Source organism: Mesorhizobium sp. LjNodule214, from assembly GCF_964252735.1.
Taxonomy (GTDB): domain Bacteria; phylum Pseudomonadota; class Alphaproteobacteria; order Rhizobiales; family Rhizobiaceae; genus Mesorhizobium.
Window position 1 is genome coordinate 943097 of the sequence record NZ_CAXUPE020000001.1, and the last position, 21098, is coordinate 964194.

General features: G+C 64.1%; 24 protein-coding genes. 9 read left to right on the top strand and 15 right to left on the bottom strand.

Features of this window, described 5'->3' with window-relative positions; genetic code table 11:
- Window positions 1-47: 47 nt before the first annotated feature.
- Complete coding sequence (locus ACSQ3Z_RS04615; RefSeq protein ID WP_436170176.1) at window positions 48-368, bottom strand: hypothetical protein; 321 nt, start codon at window positions 366-368, stop codon at window positions 48-50.
- Window positions 369-515: 147 nt separating this feature from the next.
- Between ACSQ3Z_RS04615 and ACSQ3Z_RS04620 the strand changes: the two genes are divergently transcribed.
- Both ACSQ3Z_RS04620 and ACSQ3Z_RS04625 read left to right on the top strand, forming a co-directional pair.
- Entirely contained in the window at window positions 516-881 is a 366-nt protein-coding gene (locus ACSQ3Z_RS04620) for a VOC family protein (protein ID WP_436170177.1), read from the top strand.
- A gap of 54 nt (window positions 882-935) precedes the next feature.
- On the top strand, window positions 936-1832 hold the full coding sequence (locus tag ACSQ3Z_RS04625; protein WP_436170178.1) for an alpha/beta hydrolase: 897 nt from the start codon (window positions 936-938) through the stop codon (window positions 1830-1832).
- 52 nt (window positions 1833-1884) lie between these two features.
- Here the strand turns inward: ACSQ3Z_RS04625 and ACSQ3Z_RS04630 are convergent, their stop codons facing one another.
- From ACSQ3Z_RS04630 to ACSQ3Z_RS04650, 5 genes are all read right to left on the bottom strand, one after another.
- Complete coding sequence (locus ACSQ3Z_RS04630) at window positions 1885-3543, bottom strand: FAD-binding dehydrogenase (RefSeq protein WP_436170179.1); 1659 nt, start codon at window positions 3541-3543, stop codon at window positions 1885-1887.
- Between the two features lie 29 nt (window positions 3544-3572).
- Complete coding sequence (locus ACSQ3Z_RS04635) at window positions 3573-4559, bottom strand: Gfo/Idh/MocA family protein (RefSeq protein ID WP_436170180.1); 987 nt, start codon at window positions 4557-4559, stop codon at window positions 3573-3575.
- Window positions 4560-4832: 273 nt separating this feature from the next.
- On the bottom strand, window positions 4833-5408 hold the full coding sequence (locus tag ACSQ3Z_RS04640) for a YceI family protein (protein WP_436170181.1): 576 nt from the start codon (window positions 5406-5408) through the stop codon (window positions 4833-4835).
- A gap of 67 nt (window positions 5409-5475) precedes the next feature.
- On the bottom strand, window positions 5476-6054 hold the full coding sequence (locus ACSQ3Z_RS04645) for a cytochrome b (RefSeq protein WP_436170182.1): 579 nt from the start codon (window positions 6052-6054) through the stop codon (window positions 5476-5478).
- 36 nt (window positions 6055-6090) lie between these two features.
- Entirely contained in the window at window positions 6091-6981 is an 891-nt protein-coding gene (locus tag ACSQ3Z_RS04650) for a LysR substrate-binding domain-containing protein (protein WP_436170183.1), read from the bottom strand.
- Between the two features lie 96 nt (window positions 6982-7077).
- Between ACSQ3Z_RS04650 and ACSQ3Z_RS04655 the strand changes: the two genes are divergently transcribed.
- Window positions 7078-8073 carry an aldo/keto reductase gene (locus ACSQ3Z_RS04655; RefSeq protein WP_436170184.1) on the top strand — a complete coding sequence of 332 codons (996 nt, stop codon included), beginning with the start codon at window positions 7078-7080 and terminating at the stop codon, window positions 8071-8073.
- A 147-nt stretch (window positions 8074-8220) separates the two neighbouring features.
- Here the strand turns inward: ACSQ3Z_RS04655 and ACSQ3Z_RS04660 are convergent, their stop codons facing one another.
- The 8 genes from ACSQ3Z_RS04660 to infC all read right to left on the bottom strand — a co-directional run bounded on the left by ACSQ3Z_RS04660 (window position 8221) and on the right by infC (window position 15139).
- Complete coding sequence (locus ACSQ3Z_RS04660) at window positions 8221-8823, bottom strand: nucleotidyltransferase family protein (protein WP_436170185.1); 603 nt, start codon at window positions 8821-8823, stop codon at window positions 8221-8223.
- Window positions 8824-8862: 39 nt separating this feature from the next.
- Window positions 8863-11271: a phenylalanine--tRNA ligase subunit beta gene (gene pheT, locus ACSQ3Z_RS04665; RefSeq protein ID WP_436170186.1), complete on the bottom strand. Its 2409-nt coding sequence runs from the start codon at window positions 11269-11271 to the stop codon at window positions 8863-8865.
- Window positions 11268-11705 (bottom strand): GFA family protein, encoded by a 438-nt coding sequence (locus ACSQ3Z_RS04670; protein ID WP_436170187.1) that lies wholly within the window; start codon window positions 11703-11705, stop codon window positions 11268-11270. Before ACSQ3Z_RS04670 ends, pheT begins: the two co-directional genes overlap by 4 nt.
- Window positions 11702-12787, bottom strand: a complete 1086-nt coding sequence (pheS, locus tag ACSQ3Z_RS04675) for a phenylalanine--tRNA ligase subunit alpha (RefSeq protein WP_436170188.1) — start codon at window positions 12785-12787, stop codon at window positions 11702-11704. Before pheS ends, ACSQ3Z_RS04670 begins: the two co-directional genes overlap by 4 nt.
- A 95-nt stretch (window positions 12788-12882) precedes the next feature.
- Window positions 12883-13284, bottom strand: coding sequence for a 50S ribosomal protein L20 (rplT, locus tag ACSQ3Z_RS04680; protein ID WP_006201247.1), 402 nt, complete (start codon window positions 13282-13284; stop codon window positions 12883-12885).
- 94 nt (window positions 13285-13378) lie between these two features.
- Window positions 13379-13582, bottom strand: coding sequence for a 50S ribosomal protein L35 (gene rpmI, locus ACSQ3Z_RS04685; RefSeq protein WP_006201248.1), 204 nt, complete (start codon window positions 13580-13582; stop codon window positions 13379-13381).
- Window positions 13583-13775: 193 nt separating this feature from the next.
- Window positions 13776-14426: a methyltransferase family protein gene (locus tag ACSQ3Z_RS04690; RefSeq protein ID WP_436170189.1), complete on the bottom strand. Its 651-nt coding sequence runs from the start codon at window positions 14424-14426 to the stop codon at window positions 13776-13778.
- A gap of 176 nt (window positions 14427-14602) precedes the next feature.
- A complete protein-coding gene (gene infC, locus ACSQ3Z_RS04695) occupies window positions 14603-15139 on the bottom strand; it encodes a translation initiation factor IF-3 (RefSeq protein WP_081482097.1) in 537 nt (178 codons plus the stop codon).
- A gap of 209 nt (window positions 15140-15348) precedes the next feature.
- Between infC and ACSQ3Z_RS04700 the strand changes: the two genes are divergently transcribed.
- From ACSQ3Z_RS04700 to ACSQ3Z_RS04715, 4 genes are all read left to right on the top strand, one after another.
- Complete coding sequence (locus ACSQ3Z_RS04700) at window positions 15349-16119, top strand: alpha/beta hydrolase (RefSeq protein ID WP_436170190.1); 771 nt, start codon at window positions 15349-15351, stop codon at window positions 16117-16119.
- Window positions 16120-16122: 3 nt separating this feature from the next.
- Window positions 16123-17265: a benzoate/H(+) symporter BenE family transporter gene (locus ACSQ3Z_RS04705; protein WP_436170191.1), complete on the top strand. Its 1143-nt coding sequence runs from the start codon at window positions 16123-16125 to the stop codon at window positions 17263-17265.
- A 116-nt stretch (window positions 17266-17381) separates the two neighbouring features.
- Window positions 17382-17861, top strand: a complete 480-nt coding sequence (locus ACSQ3Z_RS04710) for a DUF2852 domain-containing protein (protein WP_436170192.1) — start codon at window positions 17382-17384, stop codon at window positions 17859-17861.
- A gap of 119 nt (window positions 17862-17980) precedes the next feature.
- Complete coding sequence (locus ACSQ3Z_RS04715; RefSeq protein WP_436170193.1) at window positions 17981-18739, top strand: M48 family metallopeptidase; 759 nt, start codon at window positions 17981-17983, stop codon at window positions 18737-18739.
- Between the two features lie 27 nt (window positions 18740-18766).
- On the opposite strand, the gene ACSQ3Z_RS04720 is transcribed toward ACSQ3Z_RS04715, so the two are convergent.
- A complete protein-coding gene (locus tag ACSQ3Z_RS04720) occupies window positions 18767-18985 on the bottom strand; it encodes a hypothetical protein (RefSeq protein WP_436170194.1) in 219 nt (72 codons plus the stop codon).
- 112 nt (window positions 18986-19097) lie between these two features.
- On the opposite strand from ACSQ3Z_RS04720, the gene ACSQ3Z_RS04725 reads away from it, so the two are divergent.
- On the top strand, window positions 19098-19757 hold the full coding sequence (locus ACSQ3Z_RS04725) for a phosphoribosylanthranilate isomerase (protein WP_436171834.1): 660 nt from the start codon (window positions 19098-19100) through the stop codon (window positions 19755-19757).
- 88 nt (window positions 19758-19845) lie between these two features.
- Window positions 19846-21096, top strand: coding sequence for a tryptophan synthase subunit beta (gene trpB, locus ACSQ3Z_RS04730; protein ID WP_436170195.1), 1251 nt, complete (start codon window positions 19846-19848; stop codon window positions 21094-21096).
- Window positions 21097-21098: the final 2 nt, after the last annotated feature.

The window sequence follows — 21098 nt, forward strand, 5'->3', positions numbered from 1 at the left end:
CGCGTGGCCGGTCCGACATGACGCCAGTACCGCGCCGCCACCTATAGTCAGGCCGGCATGGCCTCTTTGGCGTCCGTCAGCATACGATAGTTGCCGACGATTTTTGCCGCCGATCTGCTGAGTGGCCCGGAGCGCCGCCCGGCATGGTCGGCGCTGAACGCCTTGAAGGCGTCGAGTCCGGTAAGAGCGGAACTGTCCTTCTCCTGGCCGACGAAGTGGACGAACTCTCCAGTCTCCAGTTCCAGCACCAGATAGCGCACGGATTGCGGCTTCGTTTCGTTGAGCGCCTCGAACACCTTTGCCACCAGCGCCCGGTTGTCGGCGATGCTGGCGTCTTTCACGCGGTAGCGGATGAGATTGTAGCCCATGGTCGTCTCCTGATTGGTGGGTCTGCACGAGAAAGACGTTCCGGATTGCCGAAAAGATTCTCGGCATCCTGCGAATCTTTTCGATCGTCTCCATCGTCTTTCATTCGTCGAGGCTGCGCCGCGGCCTCTGTGATGAGGAGAGACATCATGCATATCCAGTTTGCCGAACTTCCCGTGTTCGACCAGGACCGCGCCAAGGCGTTCTACACCGGTCACCTTGCCTGCCAGCTCATAGCCGACCAGCCGATGGGCGACAGTGGCTGGCGTTGGATCGAGCTGGCATTTCCCCATGCGGTCACCAACCTGCATTTCGTCAGGCGGGCAGATAGTGCGCCGAGCGCGGAGCCGGTGCTGGTCCTGGTCGACGACAATGTCGAGGCAACGACCGCGACGCTGAAGGCACGAGGCGTCGAGATCGTCACCGAGCCGCAGGAAGCGCCTTGGCAGCCGGGCCGCACCGTCGCCGAATTCCGCGACAGCGAAGGCAACCGCATGGTTCTCGCCAGCAGATAGGCAAAGCCATCGCTGCCGGCGCATCCATTTTTCGAACCCAGAGGAGATACTGCCATGAATTATCAGGACACGACCCGCAACGGCATCACCGCTTCGACGCTGAAAGTACCGGGGGCCAGCCTCTATTACGAGACGCGCGGTTCCGGCCCGGTGCTGCTGATCATCCCCGGCGGGCCGCAGGACGCCGGCGTCTTCGCCGATGTCGCGCGCCACCTCGCCGACCGCTACACGGTGGTCGCCTACGACCCGCGCGGCAATTCGCGCAGCATGTTCGACGGGCAGGCCGAGGCGCAGAGCCTTGACGTCCACGGTGATGATGCCGGACGGCTGATCGAGGCGCTCGGCGTCGGCCCGGCCTATGTGTTCGGCACCAGCGGCGGTGCCCAGATCGGCCTCAATCTCGCCGCCCGCCATCCTGACCGTGTGCGTGTGCTGGTGGCACATGAGCCACCCAGCATGATGATGCTCGACGACCCGTCGCAGGCCCTGGCCGGCATGCGCGAGCTGCACGACACCTATCGCAGCCACGGCGTCGAGGCGGCGATGCAGAAATTCTTCAGCGACAATGGCCTGTCCGAGGGACCGGACCACGACGAGGCCGGGCAGGAAGACACCGAACAGCCGGCGGCGCCGCAGTTTGCCTCGACGCCGGAGGAGGTCGAAACCTTTGCTCGGGTGAGCGGCAATTTCGAATACTGGCTGGCGCACGGCATCATGCCGCTGTCGCTCTACCGCCCCGACGTCGACGCGCTGCGTGGCGCCCCTGTCGTGATCGGCATCGGCGAAGACTCCGTCGGCCAACCGATCGATGGCATGGGCAAGGCATTGGCCGACAAGCTCGGCACCGGGCGAGTGGCCTTTCCCGGCGACCATATGGGCTTTGCCCCTTACCCCGATCGGTTCGCGGAGACCTTGCACCAGGCGCTTAGCGGCGCGGGGGCCAGTTCCTAACGTCGCGACGGCAATTCCAGAGAGACGGCGTCCGCGCGGGCGCCGTTTCCGTTCACCCGACCGCCGCCGCGGCGGCTCGCCCCGCACTGCGGCCCGAGAAAATGCAACCGCCGAGGAAGGTGCCTTCGAGCGCGGCATAGCCATGCACGCCGCCGCCGCCGAATCCGGCGGCTTCGCCGACCGCATAGAGCCCTTCGACAGGCTGACCATCGGCGCCGAGAACACGGCTGTCGAGGTCGGTCTGCAGGCCGCCGAGCGTCTTGCGCGTGAGGATGTTGAGGCGGACCGCGATCAGCGGCCCGTTCGCCGGATCGAGCATCTTGTGCGGCTTGGCCGTGCGGAACAGCCTGTCGCCGAGATAGGCACGGGCACCGCGCAAGGCGGTGATCTGCATGTCCTTGGAGAACGGGTTGTCGAGCTGCAGGTCACGGGCGCGGATCTCGCGCTCGACCTGCCCGAGTTCGAGCAAGGGCTCGCCGCCGGCCAGCGCATTCATCCGCGCGACCAGCGCCGGAAGCTCGGCCTCGACAATAAAGTCCTCGCCCTTTTCCATGAACGCCTTGACCGGACCCGGAATGCCGGAGGTGGCGCGCCCCAGCACCTGGCGCCAACTCTTTCCTGTGAGGTCGGGGTTCTGCTCGGAACCCGACAGGGCGAACTCCTTCTGGATGATCTTTTTCGTCAGGATGAACCAGGAATAATCGAAGCCGGTGCTCATGATGTGGCTGAGCGTGCCCAGCGTGTCGAAGCCCGGATAGAGCGGCACCGGCAGCCGCTTGCCGCGCGCGTCGAGCCACAGCGAGGACGGGCCGGGCAGGATGCGGATGGCATGGTCGGTCCAGATCGGCGCCCAGTTCTTGATACCCTCGACATAGTGCCACATGCGGTCGCGGTTGATGATCGAGCCGCCGGCCTGTTCGGTGATCGCCAGCATGCGGCCGTCGACATGGTCGGGAACGCCGGTGATCATGCGCCTCGGCGGCGCGCCCAGCCGCTGCGGCCAGTTCTTGCGTACAAGCTCGGGATTGGCGCCGATGCCGCCGGAGGCGACGATCACCGCTTGCGCATGAAGCTCGAAATCGCCTGAAATCTCGCGCGAACTCTTGTGGCCGCGCTCGACATTGCTTGGCTCGAGGATATCGCCGCGCACGCCTGTGACGGTCTTGTCGGTCCGGATCAGCTCGTTGACCCGGTGGCGGAACCTGAAGCTTATCAGTCCCCGCTTTTCCGCCTCGCGTACGCGCTGGACGAAAGGTTCGAGAACGCCGGGGCCGGTGCCCCAGGTGATGTGGAAGCGCGGCACCGAATTGCCATGGCCGATGGCGTTGCCGCCGCCGCGCTCGGCCCAGCCGACGACCGGAAAAAACTTGATGCCACGCTCGATCAGCCAGGAGCGCTTTTCGCCGGCGGCGAAGCCGACATAGGCCTCCGCCCATTTGCGCGGCCAGAAATCCTCCGGCCGGTCGAAGGCCGCCGTGCCCATCCAGTCCTCGAGCGCCAGATCATGCGAATCGCGGATGCGCATGCGCCGCTGCTCGGGCGAATCGACGAGGAAGAGGCCGCCGAACGACCAGAACGCCTGGCCGCCCAGCGACTGCTCCGGTTCCTGGTCGACGATGATGGTCTTCTTGCCGGCCTCGGCCAGTTCTGCTGCGGCGACGAGGCCGGCCAGCCCCGCCCCGACAATGATCACATCCGCATCGTCAGCCATCTTTTCTCCCCCCAGGCTTTGGAAAAGTATCAGACGTTCTCCCAACCGTCCTTGCCGCCGGCGCGGAAGATGGCGTCGATGACCTTCTGGTTGAGCACCGATTCCTCCAGCGTGAAGACGCGCTCCTTGCCGCCTTGTGCCGCACGCGCGAAGGTCTCGACCTCCAGCCGGTATTGCTGCGTGCCGGGGAAGCGGAACACCTGCGCCTCGGTGTGGTTCTGGTTGTGCAGCTCGATGCGATGGTGGTCGTAGAGCCCGGCATTGAACGGCGAGAACACCTCGATGAAACCCTTCTCGCCGTGGAACACCATCACCTGCCGGGCCGCCATCTGCGTCGACAGGTAGAAGGACAGCTCGAAGTCGCCGAAATCGGCACGGATCGAGGAGTAGATGTCGGTGCCGAAATTCTTGTCGCGCTCGATCGTCGCCTGCACGCGCAACGGTTCCTTGCCGGTCGAAAAGCGTGTCGACACCGTCGGATAGACGCCGATGTCGGGCAGCGCGCCGCCGCCGAGATCGAGCTGGTTGCGCATGTTCTTGGGGTCGACATTGTAATAGGAAAACGCGCCCTGCACATGCCGCAGCCGGCCTATGGCGCCGCCGGCGATGAGGTCGCGCACCTTGATCCATTGCGGGTGGTAGGTGACCATGAAGGCTTCGCAGACCAGCACCTTCTTCTGGTCTCGCAGCTTGATCAGCGGCAGGATGTCCTTGGCGTCGAGCGCCAGCGGCTTTTCGACCAGCACATGCTTGCCGGCCTCGATCGCCTTCGCCGTCCATTCGACATGCTGCGAGGTCGGCAACGGGATGTAGACGCCGTCGATATCCTTGGAGGCGAGCAATTCCTCATAGGAGCCGAAGGCATGCGGCGCGCCGAAGCGGTCGGCCAGCGCACGCGCCTTCGACAGGTCGCGGCTGGCGATCGCCGACAGCACGCCGTTCTCTGCCTCGACGATCGCCGGCAACAATTGCTCGCGGCCGATCTTGGCCGTCGACAAAACACCCCATCGGAACATCGGGCTTCTCCATCTCTAGATTGCAGGCGTCGAGGTTTGCCCGAAATCGATGGAAAAGCCAATTGGAGACTGGCCCTTCGAACCACACCTTCGTCATCCTCGGGCTTGACCCGAGGATCCATGCCGTTACCTCGGCCAAAGAGCGCGGCGGAGCAGACTTCTTCACCGCAGCAACGCACCGATGTCACGGCATGGATCCTGTGGTCCGCGCCGCTTCGCTTCGCTCCTTGCTTCGCTCCAGGATGACGACCCCGCCAACCCTGCGCCCCGGGACTAGCCTCTTCTCCCCGTCAGCGTCATGTCGAAGTTGACGACGTTGGAATAGATCGGCGTGCCGACATCCATGCCGTAGCGCGACCTCAGCACCTTGCCGGTGACGTGGAATTTGATCGTGCCACCCTTGAGGCCGCCGAGTTCGGCAGTGAATTTTTCGGCAAACGTCTTGCCGCGCGCCGTCAGCTGCCCGGCGACCAGAGCCGTCGTGTCGCTGGTGCGTTTGACGCTGGTCGAGCGGAACTGGATTTCCGGGCTGTTGGCCGCGTCGAACACCGCGTCGGAGCGCAGGAACGCATCGATGCGGCCCTGGCCGGTGCCAACGCTTTCCGGATAGATGGTGAGGTTGACAGCGGAGCGCCCGACATCGCTGTTGTCGATGCGGATCGTGCCCTTGAAACGGGCGAAGGCGCCGTCGAACCCGCCGCCGCCGGCCTTGCCGATGGTGAAGCGGATGCTGGAACCCGCCGGGCTGATCGTATAGCTGCCGGCCGCGTCGCTGAGGGCGACCGCGGCGAAGACAGGCATGGCAAGGCAAGCGGCAAAAGCCGCCAATCCGAGGATGCGCGCATACATAGGTTTTTTCCTTCTGGAGACACGCACTGTCTGCGTCCTCGTCCCATGAACGTATCAGCCGCTCGTCCTATTCCCCGTCCTGCGCTGACGAAGGCGTGATCATGCGAACGAGCACGCTGTCGCGCAGCCAGAAATGATGGCGCAGCGCAGCCAGCGCATGCAAGACGACAAGGGCGATGCCAACATAGGCAAGATACCAATGCGCTTCTGTCCAGAAGCTCTCCGCAGCGTCCGACATGGCAAGCGGCAGGTTCGGCATCACGAACAGATTGAACGGCATGCTGGGGATTGCCAGCATCGACACCGACACCAGCGCCCAGCCGGACATGGGCAAGGCAAGCTGGAACGCGTAGAGCGCAAGATGCGCGACCGGTGCCGTTCGCCGCTCCAACGCTCCGACCGAGCGTGGCAGCGCCGGCGCCGCATTGCCGAGGCGCCAGGCGATGCGCAGGATCACCAGGCCGAGCAGCAGAAACCCGAAGGATTTGTGCAGCTGGATCAGCTCGAAAGCCGTGCGCTGGCTCTCGATCCGCACCATGACGAAGCCGAGCCCGAACTGGCCGATGAAGATAATCCCTATCAGCCAGTGGAGGATGATTGTTGCCCAGCCATAGCGGGTCGGGCTGTTGGTGATCATTGTCGTCATGGCCACTCAACGATTGCCGGACCAACTTTCGTCCGGTCAGCCACTCACCTTGAAGAAATCGACAAAAGCCCTCAACGCCGGTCGCATCTGACGCCGGCTCGGATAATAGACGAAGAAGCCGTGGAAGGACGGGCACCAGTCCTCCAGCACGCGGGTGAGACGGCCGTCGCCTGTGGCATCGCGCACATAGTCCTCGAACACGAAGGCAAGACCGGCGCCGTCGACTGCCGCCTGGGCGATCAGATGATCCTCGTCGAGGATCAGCGGGCCCTGCGCGGTGAACTCGATCTCCTCGCCGTCCTTCTCGAATTCCCAACGGTAGAGGATGCCGCTGGAGAAGCGGAAGCGGATGCAGCGGTGGTCGGCGAGATCGCGCGGGTGGCGCGGCCTGGGCATGTTTGCGAAATAGGATGGCGCGCCGACCACCGCGCCCCGGATGTCGGGCCCGATGCGCACCGCGATCATGTCGCGCTGCAGGCTCTCGCCGAGCCGCACGCCGGCATCGAAGCCGCCTTCGACCACGTCGGTGAAGCGGTCTTCGATGACGATCTCCAGCACGATGTCGGGATAGGCCCGGGCAAAGGCGCCGAGCCGTGGCGTCAGCGCCAGATGGGCAGCGGTGCGTGGCACGGTCAGCCGGAGATTGCCGGCCGGCCGGTCGCGCGCCTCGACGGCCGATTCCAGCGCAAGGTCAATCTCCGACAGCGCCGGCCTGAGCCGCTCCAAAAGCTGCGCTCCCTCTTCGGTTGGGGCGACACTGCGCGTGCTGCGCGCCAGCAGCCGCACGCCGAGCCGCGTCTCCAGGCTGGACACCGCGTGGCTGACCGCCGAGGGCGCAATGGCAAGTTCCCTGGCCGCGCCGCGGAAGCTGCCGCATTGGGCAACGGTTGCCAGCACCGCCAGCTGGGAAAGATGGGTTCGATTCATTGATCTATCTTATAGAACAGGCTGTGCAAGTGAGAGCCGATTATCGAACAGGAAGCAAGGCGCTATTTCTGTCGCATCACAACAAGGAGATGCGTGATGCAAACCCGCAAGCTAGGTAGTGAACTCGAAGTCTTCCCGGTCGGCCTCGGCTGCATGGGCATGAGCTTTGTCTATGGCGGCCAGCCGGAAGCCGAGGCGATCGCCACCTTGCATCGCGCCGTCGACATCGGCGTCAATTTCTTCGACACGGCGGAAGTCTACGGCCCCTACGAGAATGAGATCCTGCTCGGCAAGGCATTAAAGTCGGTGCGCGATAAGGTGACAATCGCCACAAAATTCGGCTTCAAGATCTTGGAGGAAGGCACGGGCATCGACCGCATGGCCGGCGTAGACAGTCGCCCCGAGCACGTCAAGGCCGTCGCCGAGGCGTCGCTGAAGCGGCTGGGCACCGATGTCATCGACCTCTACTATCAGCACCGCGTCGACCCCAACGTGCCGATCGAGGACACGGTCGGCGCCATGGCCGAGCTTGTGCGTGAGGGCAAGGTCCGCGCGCTTGGCCTGTCGGAGGCGAGTGCCGCGACCATCCGCCGGGCGCATGCCGTGCATCCGATATCGGCCGTACAGAGCGAATACTCGCTGTGGAGCCGCGACCCGGAAGACGAGGTGTTTGCCCTCTGCCGCGAACTCGGCATCGGTTTTGTCCCCTACAGCCCGCTCGGCCGCGGCCTTTTGACCGGCACCATCGCCAAACCCGAGGCCTTGAGCGACGACGATTGGCGCCGCACGCTGCCACGCTTCCAGGCCGACGCCATGGCCGCCAATGCGGCCGTCATCGCCGTGCTGGAAAAGATGGCGGCGGAGAAGGGCGTCACGTCGGCCCAGCTGGCGCTGGCCTGGGTGCTGCATCAGGGCGATTTCATCGTGCCAATCCCCGGTGCGCGCAAGATTCGCCATCTGGAGCAGAACACGGCGGCTGCGGAGATTGATCTCAGCGCTGCCGAGGTGGCGGCCATCGGTGATGCGCTGTCGCCGGACAAGGTCGTCGGCAAGCGCTACACCGAGGAATTGCTGGCGCTGGTGAATGGGTGAGCGGCGACCGATTGAACGATCAGAAAAGAGGGGGCGCTCTGGCGTCCCCTTTTTCGATCGCCGCGCTGCAAAAAAGTTGCGAGAGGTTGGCGCGAAACACCCCCCTCTGAGGGGGGTGCTGTCCCGCCGACATTCAAACCTGTAGGCCTACCAAGGCACGACGGTAATCTCCGGCCAATTGGCTCGCGCCCGCGCACCCTTGGCCTCATGCGTCCCCTGATTGTCCATCACCCGGTTCGGCGTGATGCGGAACGAAAAAATGTCGTCCAGCCCGAACGGCGCCACCACATCAAGTTGCCCATTGCTGCCGAAGCGGACCCCGACCGCATGCGTCTTCGACGCAAAATAGCTGACGGATTCGCTGGAGCTCGTGTAGCGCGGGCACGATTGTCCGAATTTGATCGGGTACCACAGATGCACCCGCGCCTGGTTGCGCACCTCGACCGGCAGCGCCAGCCCCTCGAAATGCTTTGCCGCTAGGCGGATGACCGCATCCTCGGCCTCGTAGGAGAGGTTGGCATCATCGAAATAGAACAGGTCGACATCCTTGATGCCGTAGCCGGACGGTTTGCCGGTCAGGCGGTTCCAGACGCTGTTGTACAGCGCGCCGGAAACCACCAGCCAGTCCGGCAGGTCAAGCTGGCGCACCCGCGCCAGCGTCTCTGCGATCAGCGAGTCAGCCGCGACGATATCGAGAAATGCAGCGCGCTGCTCTTCGAAGGAGAGGCCGGCATAGCGAAGGTGATCCATCGCCCTTTGGAGAGCGATTCGCCACCTGCCGGCAATCCCTCAGCCGCGCAGCACGCCGCCTGTCTGCTTGCCGACATTCTCGACGATGCGCTTGGCCAGCGCCTCGAAATCCTCGTCGGTCAAAGTCTTTTCGACCGGCTGGATCGCCACCTCGATGGCGATCGACTTCTTGGCGGCACCGAGCGACGCGCCTTCGAAGATATCGAACACAGAGACACCGGTGATCAGCTTCTTGTCGGCGGCCAAAGCTGCGCGCACCAGCGTGCCGGCTTCGACCCCTCTGTCGACGACGAAGGCGAAATCGCGCTTCACCGCCTGGAAGGCGGACAGCTCCAGCTTCGGCTTGGTCCGCGTCGGCTTGGCCTTCGGCTCCGGCACTGCGTCGACGAAAACCTCGAAACCGCATAGCGGTCCGGAAACATCCAGCGCCTCCAGCGTCTTCGGATGGAATTCGCCGAACGTGCCGAGCACCACCTTTGGCCCGAGCTTGAGCGTGCCGGAACGGCCGGGATGGTACCAGGCCGGGCCACCGGGCTCGATCTGCAGTCGCTCGACAGGCGCGCCGCAGGCTTCGAGTGCCGCAATCGCATCGGCCTTGGCGTCAAACACGCCGACCGGACCGGCATTGCCGGCCCAGTTGCGGCCGGAGCCGTCCAGCTTGGCGGTGCCGCGGCGCACGCCAGCGGCGACACGCCGCTGCTGGTCGGCGCCGTCGCCCTCATAGGTGCCGGAGACCTCGAACAGCGCCACGTCGCCAATGCCCTTGTCGGCATTGCGCTGCGCGGCGGCGATCAGGCCGGGCAGCAGCGAGGGCCGCATGTCCGACATGTCGGCGGCGATCGGGTTGGCGAGCTTCAGCGTCGCCTGGCCGCCACCGAACAGTTCGGCATGTTTGGCCGGAATGAACGACCAGGTGACGGCCTCCATCATGCCGCGCACGGCAAGCGCCCGCTTGGCCGTGCGGGTGCGGATCTGCAGCGTGGTCAGGATCTTGGAATTGACCGCGTCGTGAGAGCCGAGCGGCTGCGGCGCGATGTTGTCGACGCCGTGGATACGCATGACTTCCTCGACCAGGTCGGCCTTGCCGTCGACATCCGGCCGCCAGGAGGGGACCGTCACATCGACGATCTCGCCCGAGCCCTGCGGCTCGAAGCCGAGGCGCGACAGGATATCGAGGCATTCCGCCCTCGGCACCGCGATGCCGGTCAGCCGCTTCACTTCCGACAGCGGGAAGGCAACGATCTTCGGCGTATGGCCGGCATAGCCGGTCACCTCCATCTCAGTCGGCGTGCCGCCGCAGAAATCGAGCACCAGCTTCGTCGCCAGCTCGACGCCCGGCACCATGAATTCGGGGTCGACGCCGCGCTCGAAGCGGTAGCGCGCATCGCTGATGATGCCGAGCGTACGGCCGGTGCGGGCCGTGGTGATCGGGTCCCAAAGGGCCGATTCGATCAGAACGTCGGTGGTGCTCTCGTCGCAGCCGGAATGCTCGCCGCCCATGATGCCGGCGATCGATTCGACGCCGTCCTGGTCGGCGATGACGCACATCTCCGGCGTCAGCGTGTATTCGCGCCCGTCAAGCGCCTGCACTTTTTCGCCGTCCTTCGCCCGGCGCACGGTGAGGTTGCCGGCAACCTTCTTCGCGTCGAACACATGCAGCGGCCGGCCACGATCGAAGGTGACGTAGTTGGTGATGTCGACCAGTGCGCTGATCGGCCTGAGCCCAATGGCGATCAACCGCTGCTGCAGCCATTTCGGCGACGGGCCGTTCTTGACGCCGCGCACCAGCCGCAGCGCGAAGCCGGGGCAAAGCTCTGGCGCCTCGATCGTCACCTTCACCGGGCACATGCCGTTGCCGGCATGCGGCATGATCGCGCCGCCGACGAGGCGGCCAAGGCCGCTCGCGGCCAGATCGCGGGCAATGCCGTAAACGCTGGTCGCGTCCGGCCGGTTCGGCGTCAGATTGATCTCGATCACCGGATCGTCGAGATGCGCATAGGCGGCGAAGCTGGTGCCGACCGGTGCATCTTCAGGCAGGTCGATGATGCCGTGATGCTCGTCGGACAGTTCCAGCTCGCGCTCCGAGCACATCATGCCGTGGCTTTCGACGCCGCGGATCTTGCCGACCGTCAGCGTCACGTCGATGCCGGGAACATAGGTGCCGGGCGCGGCGAAGGCGCCGATCAGGCCCGCGCGGGCGTTAGGTGCCCCACAGACGACCTGAATGGGGGCCTTGCCGTCGCCGGTATCGACGGTCAGCACACGCAGCCGGTCGGCATCGGGATGCTGCACGGCCGTCAGCACCTTGGCGATGACGAAGGGTTTCAGGCCGGCCTTGTCGTCGACATGTTCGACTTCGAGGCCGATCGAGGTCAGCCGCTCGACGATTTCCGTCAGCGAAGCGTCGGTCTCGAGGTGATCCTTGAGCCAGGAGAGAGTGAATTTCATGACTGTGTTCCGTCCGGGTTAGACGATGATGGTCTTGGCACGCTGGTCTTGAGATGGCGCTGCAAGTCGTCCGGCATGTGCAGGAAGGGCAGCTGCTCGCGCACATGGGCGTGGTGCGTCGGCCTGAAATAGGCCGGCATGTCCATGGCGCCGAGCGTGAAATAGATGTGGTCTTCGAGCCGCCCGTCGACATAGGCGATCGGCGAGCCGCAAATGCCGCAGAACGAGCGTGTCACCGGCCCGTTCTCGAACATCTTCAGCGCCTTGCCGGTGAAGACGACCTGATCGGCCGTGAAGCCGACAAAGGCCGACACCGGCGCGCCGCTCGCCCGCCGGCAATCGCCGCAATGGCAATAGCTGACATGGTGCGGTTCGGCCGAAGCCTCGAACCGCACGGCGCCGCAACGGCAGCCGCCGGTGTGGGGCGCTGTCATGCGCTTAGGCCTCCGAACAGCGTCGGCATGTCGAGCGGTCGGAAACCGTAATGCGACAGCCAGCGCACGTCGGCGTCGAAGAAGGCGCGCAGGTCCGGCATGCCGTATTTCAGCATGGCGATGCGGTCGATGCCCATGCCCCAGGCGAAGCCCTGATATTCGTCGGGGTCGAGCCCGCCATGGCGCAGCACATTGGGATGCACCATGCCGCAGCCGAGGATCTCCATCCAGTCGGAGCCTTCGCCGAAGCGCACTTCGCCCGACCGCGAGCGGTCGCACTGGATGTCGACCTCGAGGCTGGGCTCGGTGAACGGAAAGAAGGACGGCCGGAAGCGCATCTTGACGCTCGGCACCTCGAAGAAGGCCTTGCAGAACTCCTCCAGCACCCACTTCATGTTGGCGACGTTGGCCGATCTGTCGATCACCAGCCCCTCGACCTGATGGAACATCGGCGAGTGGGTGGCATCGGAATCCTGCCGGTAGGTCTTGCCGGGGATGACGATACGGATCGGCGGCTTCTGCCGCTCCATGGTGCGGATCTGCACCGGCGAGGTGTGGGTGCGCAACAGCTTGCGCTCGCCCTTCTCGTCCGGCTGGAAGAAGAAGGTGTCGTGCATCTCGCGCGCCGGATGGCCCTCGGGGAAATTCAGCGCGGTGAAATTGTAGTAGTCGCTTTCGATGTCCGGACCTTCGGCGATGGCGAAGCCGAGGTCGCCGAAGATCGCCGCGATCTCGTCGATGACCTGGCTGATCGGGTGGATGCGGCCGCGCTCGGCCGGCGACTGGCGCACCGGCAGAGTCACATCGACCGTCTCGGCGGTAAGCCTGGCGGCGATCGCCACGTCCTTCAACTCGGCCTTGCGCGCCGAAAGTGCCTCGGTGACGCGGTTCTTCAGGCCGTTGATCGCCGGTCCCTTGATCTGACGCTCCTCGGCGCTCATCGCGCCCAGCGTCTTCAGCATTTCGGAGACCGAGCCCTTCTTGCCGAGCGCCGAAACGCGCACGGCTTCGATCGACGCCTCGTCGGCGGCCGAGGCGATGTCGGTCATCAGGGAATTTTCGAGAGTTTCCATATCGCTCATGTTCCAGACCCGATTGAGCCAAAGAAAAACCCGCGCCAGCCGTGCCAGCGCGGGTTCCCAAAATCAGAATTGCGAATGCTTGGGAAGCGCTGGTCTTAAGCGACAGCGCTTTCAAAAGCGTTCGGCGTGGTGTTCTTGAGGTATTCGAGCGCGACCTTGGCCTTGGCCACGAGAGCGGCGAACGCCTGCGGCTCGTGGATGGCCATGTCCGACAGGATCTTGCGGTCTATCTCGATGCCAGCCTTGTTGAGGCCGTCGATGAAGCGGCCATAGGTCAGGCCGTGCTCGTGGGTCGCGGCGTTGATGCGCTGGATCCACAGCGCGCGGAACGAGCGCTTGCGGTTCTTGCGGTCGCGATAAGCGTACTGCAGCGACTTTTCCACCGCCTGCTTGGCGATGCGGATGGTGTTCTTGCGGCGGCCGTAGAAACCCTTGGCGGCTTTCAGGACCTTCTTGTGCTTGGCGTGCGAGGTGACGCCTCTCTTTACGCGTGCCATGTCATGATCTCCTTAAAAGCAATTCCAGGAAAAAGTGCCTAGCGGTTTTCCGTTCGGAATTGCGTCAAACAAATGCGTGTCCGGACCGAATGCCTTAGAGGCCGTTCGGCAGAAAATTCTTGATGACCTTCTTGCCATCCGGTTCAGCCAGAACCATCGTGCCGCGGGCATTTCGAATGAACTTGTTGGAACGCTTGATCATGCCGTGACGCTTGCCGGCCGCAGCCGACAGGACTTTACCCGTACCTGTGATCTTGAACCGCTTCTTGGCGGCCGATTTGGTCTTCATCTTGGGCATTTTGCTACTCCGTTTCTATGAGGTCCCTGTCGTGCCTTCGGCACTCCGCGCCTCTTGTTTTGTTCGCTTCGGGCCGACCAAAGCCCGAAAAGCAAATGAAACCGCCACGGCATGCCCTGCCGGGCGGTTTTCTTGGAACGGCGGTCCTATACGTCAAAGCAGGCTGGTGCGCAACACCTGCCGGGATGCGACGTTATGGCAGCCGGAACAGCACCGGCAGTATCCCCGATTGCTGCGCGCCATCGATGGTCTCGAAGACTGGCAGCGCTACCAGGAACACCAGCCCGTCGAGCAAAGTGGTCAAGAGCAGGCGCGGCTTGAAGCTGCCGGTATCGCCTTCCCCATAAAGCGAAAGCTTTGGGAAGAAGCGCGGCACTTTCGCCAGATAGGCCTGGTATGGCGCGCCGAGAGCCTCCTTGAGGAATTTCTCTTCGCGCAGGATGACGATATAAAAGGCGCCCGCGCAGAGCAGCCCAAAGCCGATCGTCGCCGTGATCGAGCCGATCTGTGCGCCGACGCCGGCTGCGCCGATGCTCGAGAAGACATAGAGCGGGTTGCGGGTGATCGAATAGGGTCCGCCGGTCACCACCTCGGCGGATTTGCGACCGCCGATGTAGAGCGTCGACCACAGGCGACCGACAACGCCGAGGAAGATCAAAAGCACGCCGAACATTTCGATGGACTCATGCACCGGGGTGTCTGGCGGAAAGGTCGACTGCCCGAACAGCAGCGCTGCGAAAAGGACGACGACGAGCACCGCAAGCACCATCCGGCGTGTGTGCTGGTAGTTGCCCAGCCCATATTTGAAGTCCTTGACGTCGGCAGACTTCACTTCATTGACCATGTCGGAATCCGATCGTCGAGGAGCTGAGAGCAAATTGCTTCGACCTGAACATGCTTTGCTCCAGCCGGCGATCGCAGCGTCTGGACAAGAAAAAGGCGTCCCGCCGATCGCCGGGACGCCCTGGGGTATGATTCAGGCGGATTTAAAGCGCGATGACCACGCTGAACTGATCGTGATCAGCGAGGCGCCAGCACCATCATCATCTGGCGGCCTTCGAGCTTCGGTTCCGCTTCGACCTTGGCGATCGGCGCCACTTCCTCGCGAACCTTGTTCAGAAGCTGCATGCCGAGTTCCATATGCGCCATCTCGCGGCCGCGGAAGCGCAGCGTCAGCTTGACCTTGTCACCCTCCTCGAAGAAGCGCCGCACGGCCTTCATCTTGGTCTCGTAGTCGTGGCTGTCGATGTTCGGGCGCATCTTGATCTCCTTGATCTCGATGACCTTCTGGTTCTTGCGCGCCTCGGCCGCCTTCTTCTGGTTGGCGTATTTCAACTTGCCGAGATCGAGGATTTTTACGACGGGCGGTACCGCATTGGGCGATATCTCGACCAGATCGAGCCCGGCCTCTTCGGCGAGCAGCAATGCGTCGTTGATGGAAACGTCGCCGCGGTTCTGGCCTTCTGCGTCGATAAGCTGGACCCGGGGAACCCGGATGTCGCGGTTGGAGCGCGGCCCATCCTTGGTGGGCGCCGCTGCTTTGAAAGGTCTGCGAATGGTCGTGGTCTCCTTGAGCCGTTTCGTTCAGGGTTATTGCAGTTCGGATGTTCAGGACGCGCCAATGTGGTGAGCGCGAGGCGCAAGTCAATAGCACAGCCTTCTCAGGAAATCACCTGATCGCGGGCCTGCACCAAGCAAAGAAAGTTGCAGACCGCTTTTCGTTGAACGCCTGGCTGTGCCAAAAGACCCGGCGTGAGGGAAAAGCCATGACCGCCACTGCACCTGAGTTCCTGGACGTCGAGGGAACCGATATCGCCGTCAGGCGCGCGCCGGGGGCAGCACCCGGCGTCGTCTGGCTCGGCGGCTACAAATCCGACATGCTGGGCACGAAGGCCGAGGCGCTGGCTGAATGGACGGCAAAGGAAGACCGCGCCTTCCTGCGCCACGACTATTCCGGCCATGGTGAGTCGGGCGGCGCCTTTGCCAACGGCACCATTTCGAAATGGCTTGGGCAAAGCCTCGCCGTCTTCCGTCGCTTCACCAAGGGCAAGCAGATCCTGGTCGGCTCCTCGATGGGTGCCTGGATCGCATTGCGCATGATCCAGGAATTGCGCAAGGCGGGCGATGACCGCATCGCCGGCCTGGTGCTGCTGGCCCCAGCGCCGGATTTCACCGCCGAGTTGGTCGAGCCGGTGCTGACCGAGGCACAGAAGCGCGATCTCCAGGAAAAGGGGTTTTTCGAAAAGCCGTCCGACTATTCGGCCGAGCCTTACATCTACACGCGCGCGCTGATCGAGGACGGCCGCAACAACCTTGTCATGACCGGGCCGATCGACACCCATTGCCCGGTTCACATCCTGCAGGGCCTGGCCGATGCCGACGTGCCGTCAAGCCATACGCTGAAGCTGGCCGCCCTGATGCCGGCCGATGACGTGACGCTGTCGCTCATCCCCGACGGCGACCATCGCCTGTCCCGCCCCCAGGATCTCGACATGCTGCTGCGGGCAGTCGGCGACATGGTGCGGCGAGCAGGGTAGGTCATGCGCATTTCCATCCCGATATCCGCCTTCGTCGCGGCAATCGTCGGCTTTGGCGGCACGCTGGCCGTCGTCATCGCCGCCGCCAAGGCTGTCGGTGCGACGCAGCTCGAGACCGCGAGCTGGGTGACGGCGTTGTGCCTGGCGATGGCGATCGAGTGCCTGTGGCTGTCCTGGCGCACGAAAATGCCCGTCATCACCGCCTGGTCGACGCCGGGCCTGGCGCTGATGGCGGCATCGAGCGGCTTTACGACAAATGATGCGGTCGGCGCCTTCATGGTCACCGGCATTCTTTTGATCGCCACCGGCCTGTTCAAGCCGCTGACCCTGCTGATCGCCAGGATCCCGGCCTCGGTCGCTTCCGGCATGCTGGCCGGGATCCTCGTCAGCTTCGCCACCGGCGCGGTCAAGACCATTCCCGCCGATCCCTGGCTGATCCTGCCGCTGATCGGGACATTTTTTGTCATCCGCCTGTTCAAACCGGCGCTGTCGGTTCTGGCGGTGCTGATCGGCGGCGGCCTCGCCGCCTTCCTCACCGGCCGGGTCGGCGGACTGCCGGTGCCGGAACTGTCGACCCTGACGCTGATTGCGCCGCACTTCGGCGCCGCGTCGATCATCGGGCTGGCCTTGCCACTCTACCTCGTCACCATGGCCTCGCAGAACCTGTCTGGCCTGGCCGTGCTGCGCGCCGCCGGCTACCATCCCGAACCCGGCCCGCTGATCGGCGTCACCGGCCTGTTTTCGCTGCTGTCGGCGCCCTTCGGCGCCTCGACCACCAACCTGGCGGCGATCTCGGCGGCGATCTGCACCGGGCCGGACGTGCATCCGGATCCCGCAGAGCGCTGGAAGACCGGTCCCTATTATGCGCTGGCCTATCTGGTCTTTGCCATGTTCGGCGCCTCGCTGGTGGCGATCTTCGCCGTGCTGCCGCAAAGCCTGATCGTGCTGGTCGCCGGCCTGGCGCTGATGAGCCCTTTGGCCAACGCGCTATCGATCGCGCTCAAGGAAGAGGGCGAGCGCATGGCCGCCACCGTCACCTTCGCCGTCACCGCTTCCGGGCTGACGCTGTTCGGCGTCGGCGCCGCGTTCTGGGGCCTGGTCGCCGGCCTGGCCGTGCTTTTCCTCGAAATGCTCAAAAAGAAATAATCATTTCAGCCCTTTGTCCGGTTTTGGCCGGATCTGTCTTGAATCGCCGTTTTCCCCATCCCATTTCGATTCCACGCAGCCGATCTGGCTGTCTCCAACGGAAGGACTGGGAGAAAATGAACACGACTGCATTGATCCGCCCGGCCTGGACGCCGGCGACCATCGCGTTGATGGTGATCGGCTTCATGGTGTTCTGGCCGCTCGGCTTCGCCATGCTCGCCTACATCATCTGGGGCGACCGGCTCGACGGCTTCAAGCGCGACGTCAACCGCGCCACGGACGGTATCTTCGCCGGCTGCCGCCGCGGTTCCGACAAGGCCGCGCGCTGGGGCCACGGCTCCGCCCGCACCGGCAACGTCGCTTTCGACGACTGGCGCGAAAAGGAACTTGAGCGCCTCGCCGAAGAGCGCCGCAAGCTCGACGAGATGCTGAGCGAGTTCGACGACTACGCTCGCGAACTGCGCCGCGCCAAGGACCAGGACGAGTTCGACCGCTTCATGGCCAACCGCAACAAGTCGACCGCCCCGACGACGACTGAGTCGAGCAAGTCGACGACCACCAAGCGAGGCAAGGGTTCGAACCTGCTTGACGACTGAGGCCGCGCGACAGGTCTCGGCATGACAAACGGCGTCGCGCGAGCGGCGCCGTTTCTTTTTTGTTCTCTTTTCGGCTTCGCTCCACTGGTCGTTTTCCTCGAATCGCGTATCGTCCAGCCATGTCCTTCGGCTTCTTCCGCAACCTGACAAAACCCAAGCCGGCGCCCGTCGTCGAGCGCGAGCATTGCGTCGCCGGCCGCACGCTGCCGCTCAAGATCGTCGAGAGCGCCAGGGCCCGCCGGCTGACGCTGCGCATCGATTCCGGCGGCCAGGGCCTGCGCATTACCGTGCCGCCGGGGTTGCGCCGCGGCGAGGTCGAAAAATTCCTCGACCGCCACCAGGACTGGCTGGAGCAGCGGCTGGCCAAGGTGCCGACAAGGCCGCAGGTGCGGCCCGGCATCAAGATCCCGGTGCGCGGCGTGGCGCACCGCATCGTCCATGAACCGGCCAAACGCGGCACCGTCACCGTGTCGCGCGACGAGCGTGGGCCGCTGCTGATCGTCCATGGCGAGCGCGTGCACCTGCCGCGCCGCATCGCCGATTATCTCAAGCGCGAGGCCAAGCGCGAGATCGAGCGCCTGGTGGCCAAGCACAGTGCGGCGATCGGCAAGCGCGCCAAGGCGATCCGCTTCAAGGACACATCAAGCCGCTGGGGCTCCTGCACGTCCGACGGCAATCTGTCCTTCTCCTGGCGCATCATGATGGCGCCCGCGCCGGTCATAAACTACCTCGTCGCGCATGAGGTGGCGCATCTCAAGGAGATGAACCACGGCCCGAAATTCTGGAAACTGTGCGAACAGCTCTGCCCCGACACCGAGCGCTGCAAGGACTGGCTGAAACGCAATGGCGGTGCGCTACAGGCGATCGTGTTCGATTAGGGCGTCCGGGCCGGCCTCGCCAGCCACTCAATCGTCATTCGCCGCGTTCAACTCCTCGGGCCTTAAGCCCTCATCGCCCTGGCGCGGCCACGGCAGGAAATTCCGCTCGAAGGCGTCGCCGCCAAAATATTCGAGCGCGCGGTGCGCCTCGGCGCCGTTGAAGGCTGCCTTGTCCATCAGATGCGCGATGACCTCGCGCGCCTGCGCGATCTTTTGCCTGAGTTGGGCAACGCTCTGGTCTGTCATGGTCGTTTGCTCCCGCCTGTAGTCCCTATGGGAAAGGTAGTGCTTTCTGGCCTGGCGGCAAACAGCATGCTTTTTCTCGACTCTTATGCTGTTTCGTGCCAATCCCCGCGCCATGGCGCTCGACATCAAGATATGCGGGTTGAAGACCGATGAGGCATTGGCCGCGGCGTTGGCCGGCGGCGCCAGTCATGTCGGCTTCATCTTCTTCGCCAAAAGCCCGCGCTATGTCGATCCTGCGGAGGCAGGGCGCCTGCGCCAGGCGGCAAGCGGCAAGGCCAAAGCGGTGGCCGTCACCGTCGATGCCGGCGATGCGTTCCTGGATGAGATCGTCGAAGCAATGCACCCCGACATGCTGCAGCTTCACGGCTCAGAAACATCGGAGCGACTGGCGCAGCTCAAGGCCCGCTATGGCTTGTCGGTCATGAAGGCACTGTCGGTCAGCGAGGCCGCCGATCTCGAGCGGATAAAACCCCTCATCGGCATCGCCGACCGCTTCCTGTTCGACGCCAAGCCGCCGAAAGGTTCGGAATTGCCGGGCGGCAATGGCGTCGCCTTCGACTGGCGCATTCTGGCCGGCCTTGACGCCGGCGTCGATTACATGCTTTCCGGTGGGCTCAATGCCGCCAATATCGGCGATGCCCTTCAGCTTGCCAATCCGCCCGGAATAGACATTTCCTCGGGCGTGGAAAGCGCGCCGGGCGTCAAGGATCCGGCGCTGATCGAGCAGTTTTTCCGGGCCGTCAGGGCCGCGCGCGACGACCGCGCCGCCTGAGCGTGCTCTAAACCAAAACATGTCCCGGAAAAGTGGGAACCGGTTTTCCGACAAGGACATGCTCAAGACAAGATGCAGGAGATCGGCGATGGACAAGCCGGCGACACCCAATTCCTTCCGCACCGGACCCGACGAGCAGGGCATGTTCGGCATCTTCGGCGGCCGCTTCGTCGCCGAGACGCTGATGCCGCTGATCCTCGACCTGGAACGGAACTGGAACGAGGTCAAGAACGATCCGGATTTCAAGGCCGAGCTACAGAACCTGTCGACCCACTATGCCGGGCGGCCGTCGAAGCTCTATTTCGCCGAAGGCCTGACCAGGCATCTTCGTGAGGTTTCCTCGGCGAAGGGTCTCGGGGGCGGCGCCAAGGTCTATTTCAAGCGCGAGGACCTGAACCACACCGGTTCGCACAAGATCAACAACTGCCTCGGCCAGATCCTGCTCGCCAAGCGCATGGGCAAGAAGCGCATCATCGCCGAGACCGGCGCCGGCCAGCACGGCGTCGCTTCGGCCACGGTCGCGGCGCGCTTCGGCTATCCGTGCGTCGTCTATATGGGCGCCACCGACGTCGCCCGCCAAAGTCCCAATGTCTTCCGCATGAAGCTGCTTGGCGCCGAAGTCAGGCCGGTGACCGCCGGCCACGGCACGCTGAAGGACGCCATGAATGAAGCGCTTCGCGATTGGGTCACCAATGTCGAGGACACCTACTACCTGATCGGCACCGCCGCCGGCCCGCATCCCTATCCGGAACTGGTCCGCGACTTCCAGTCGGTCATCGGTTCGGAGGCGCGCGCCCAGATCCTCGAGCAGGAAGGCCGGCTGCCCGACACCATCATCGCCTGCGTCGGCGGCGGTTCGAATGCCATCGGCATGTTCCATCCCTTCCTCGACGACAGGCAGGTCCGCATCATCGGCATCGAGGCCGGCGGTCGCGGCCTCGACGGCATCGAGCACTGCGCCTCGATGAATGCCGGCGCGCCCGGCGTGCTGCACGGCAACCGCACCTATCTCTTGCAGAATGCCGATGGCCAGATCATGGACGGCCACTCGATCTCGGCCGGCCTCGACTATCCGGGCGTCGGCCCCGAGCACTCCTGGCTGCGCGACAGTGGCCGCGTCGAATATGTGCCGATCCTCGATGATGAAGCACTGGACGCGTTCCAGCTGACGACGCGCGTCGAAGGCATCATCCCGGCGCTGGAATCGGCCCATGCCATCGCGCATGCGGTCAAGATCGTGCCCGCCATGGACAAGGACCAGATCGTCATCGTCAACCTGTCCGGTCGCGGCGACAAGGACGTGCACACGGTGGCCTCGATGCTGGGCATGGAGATCTGATC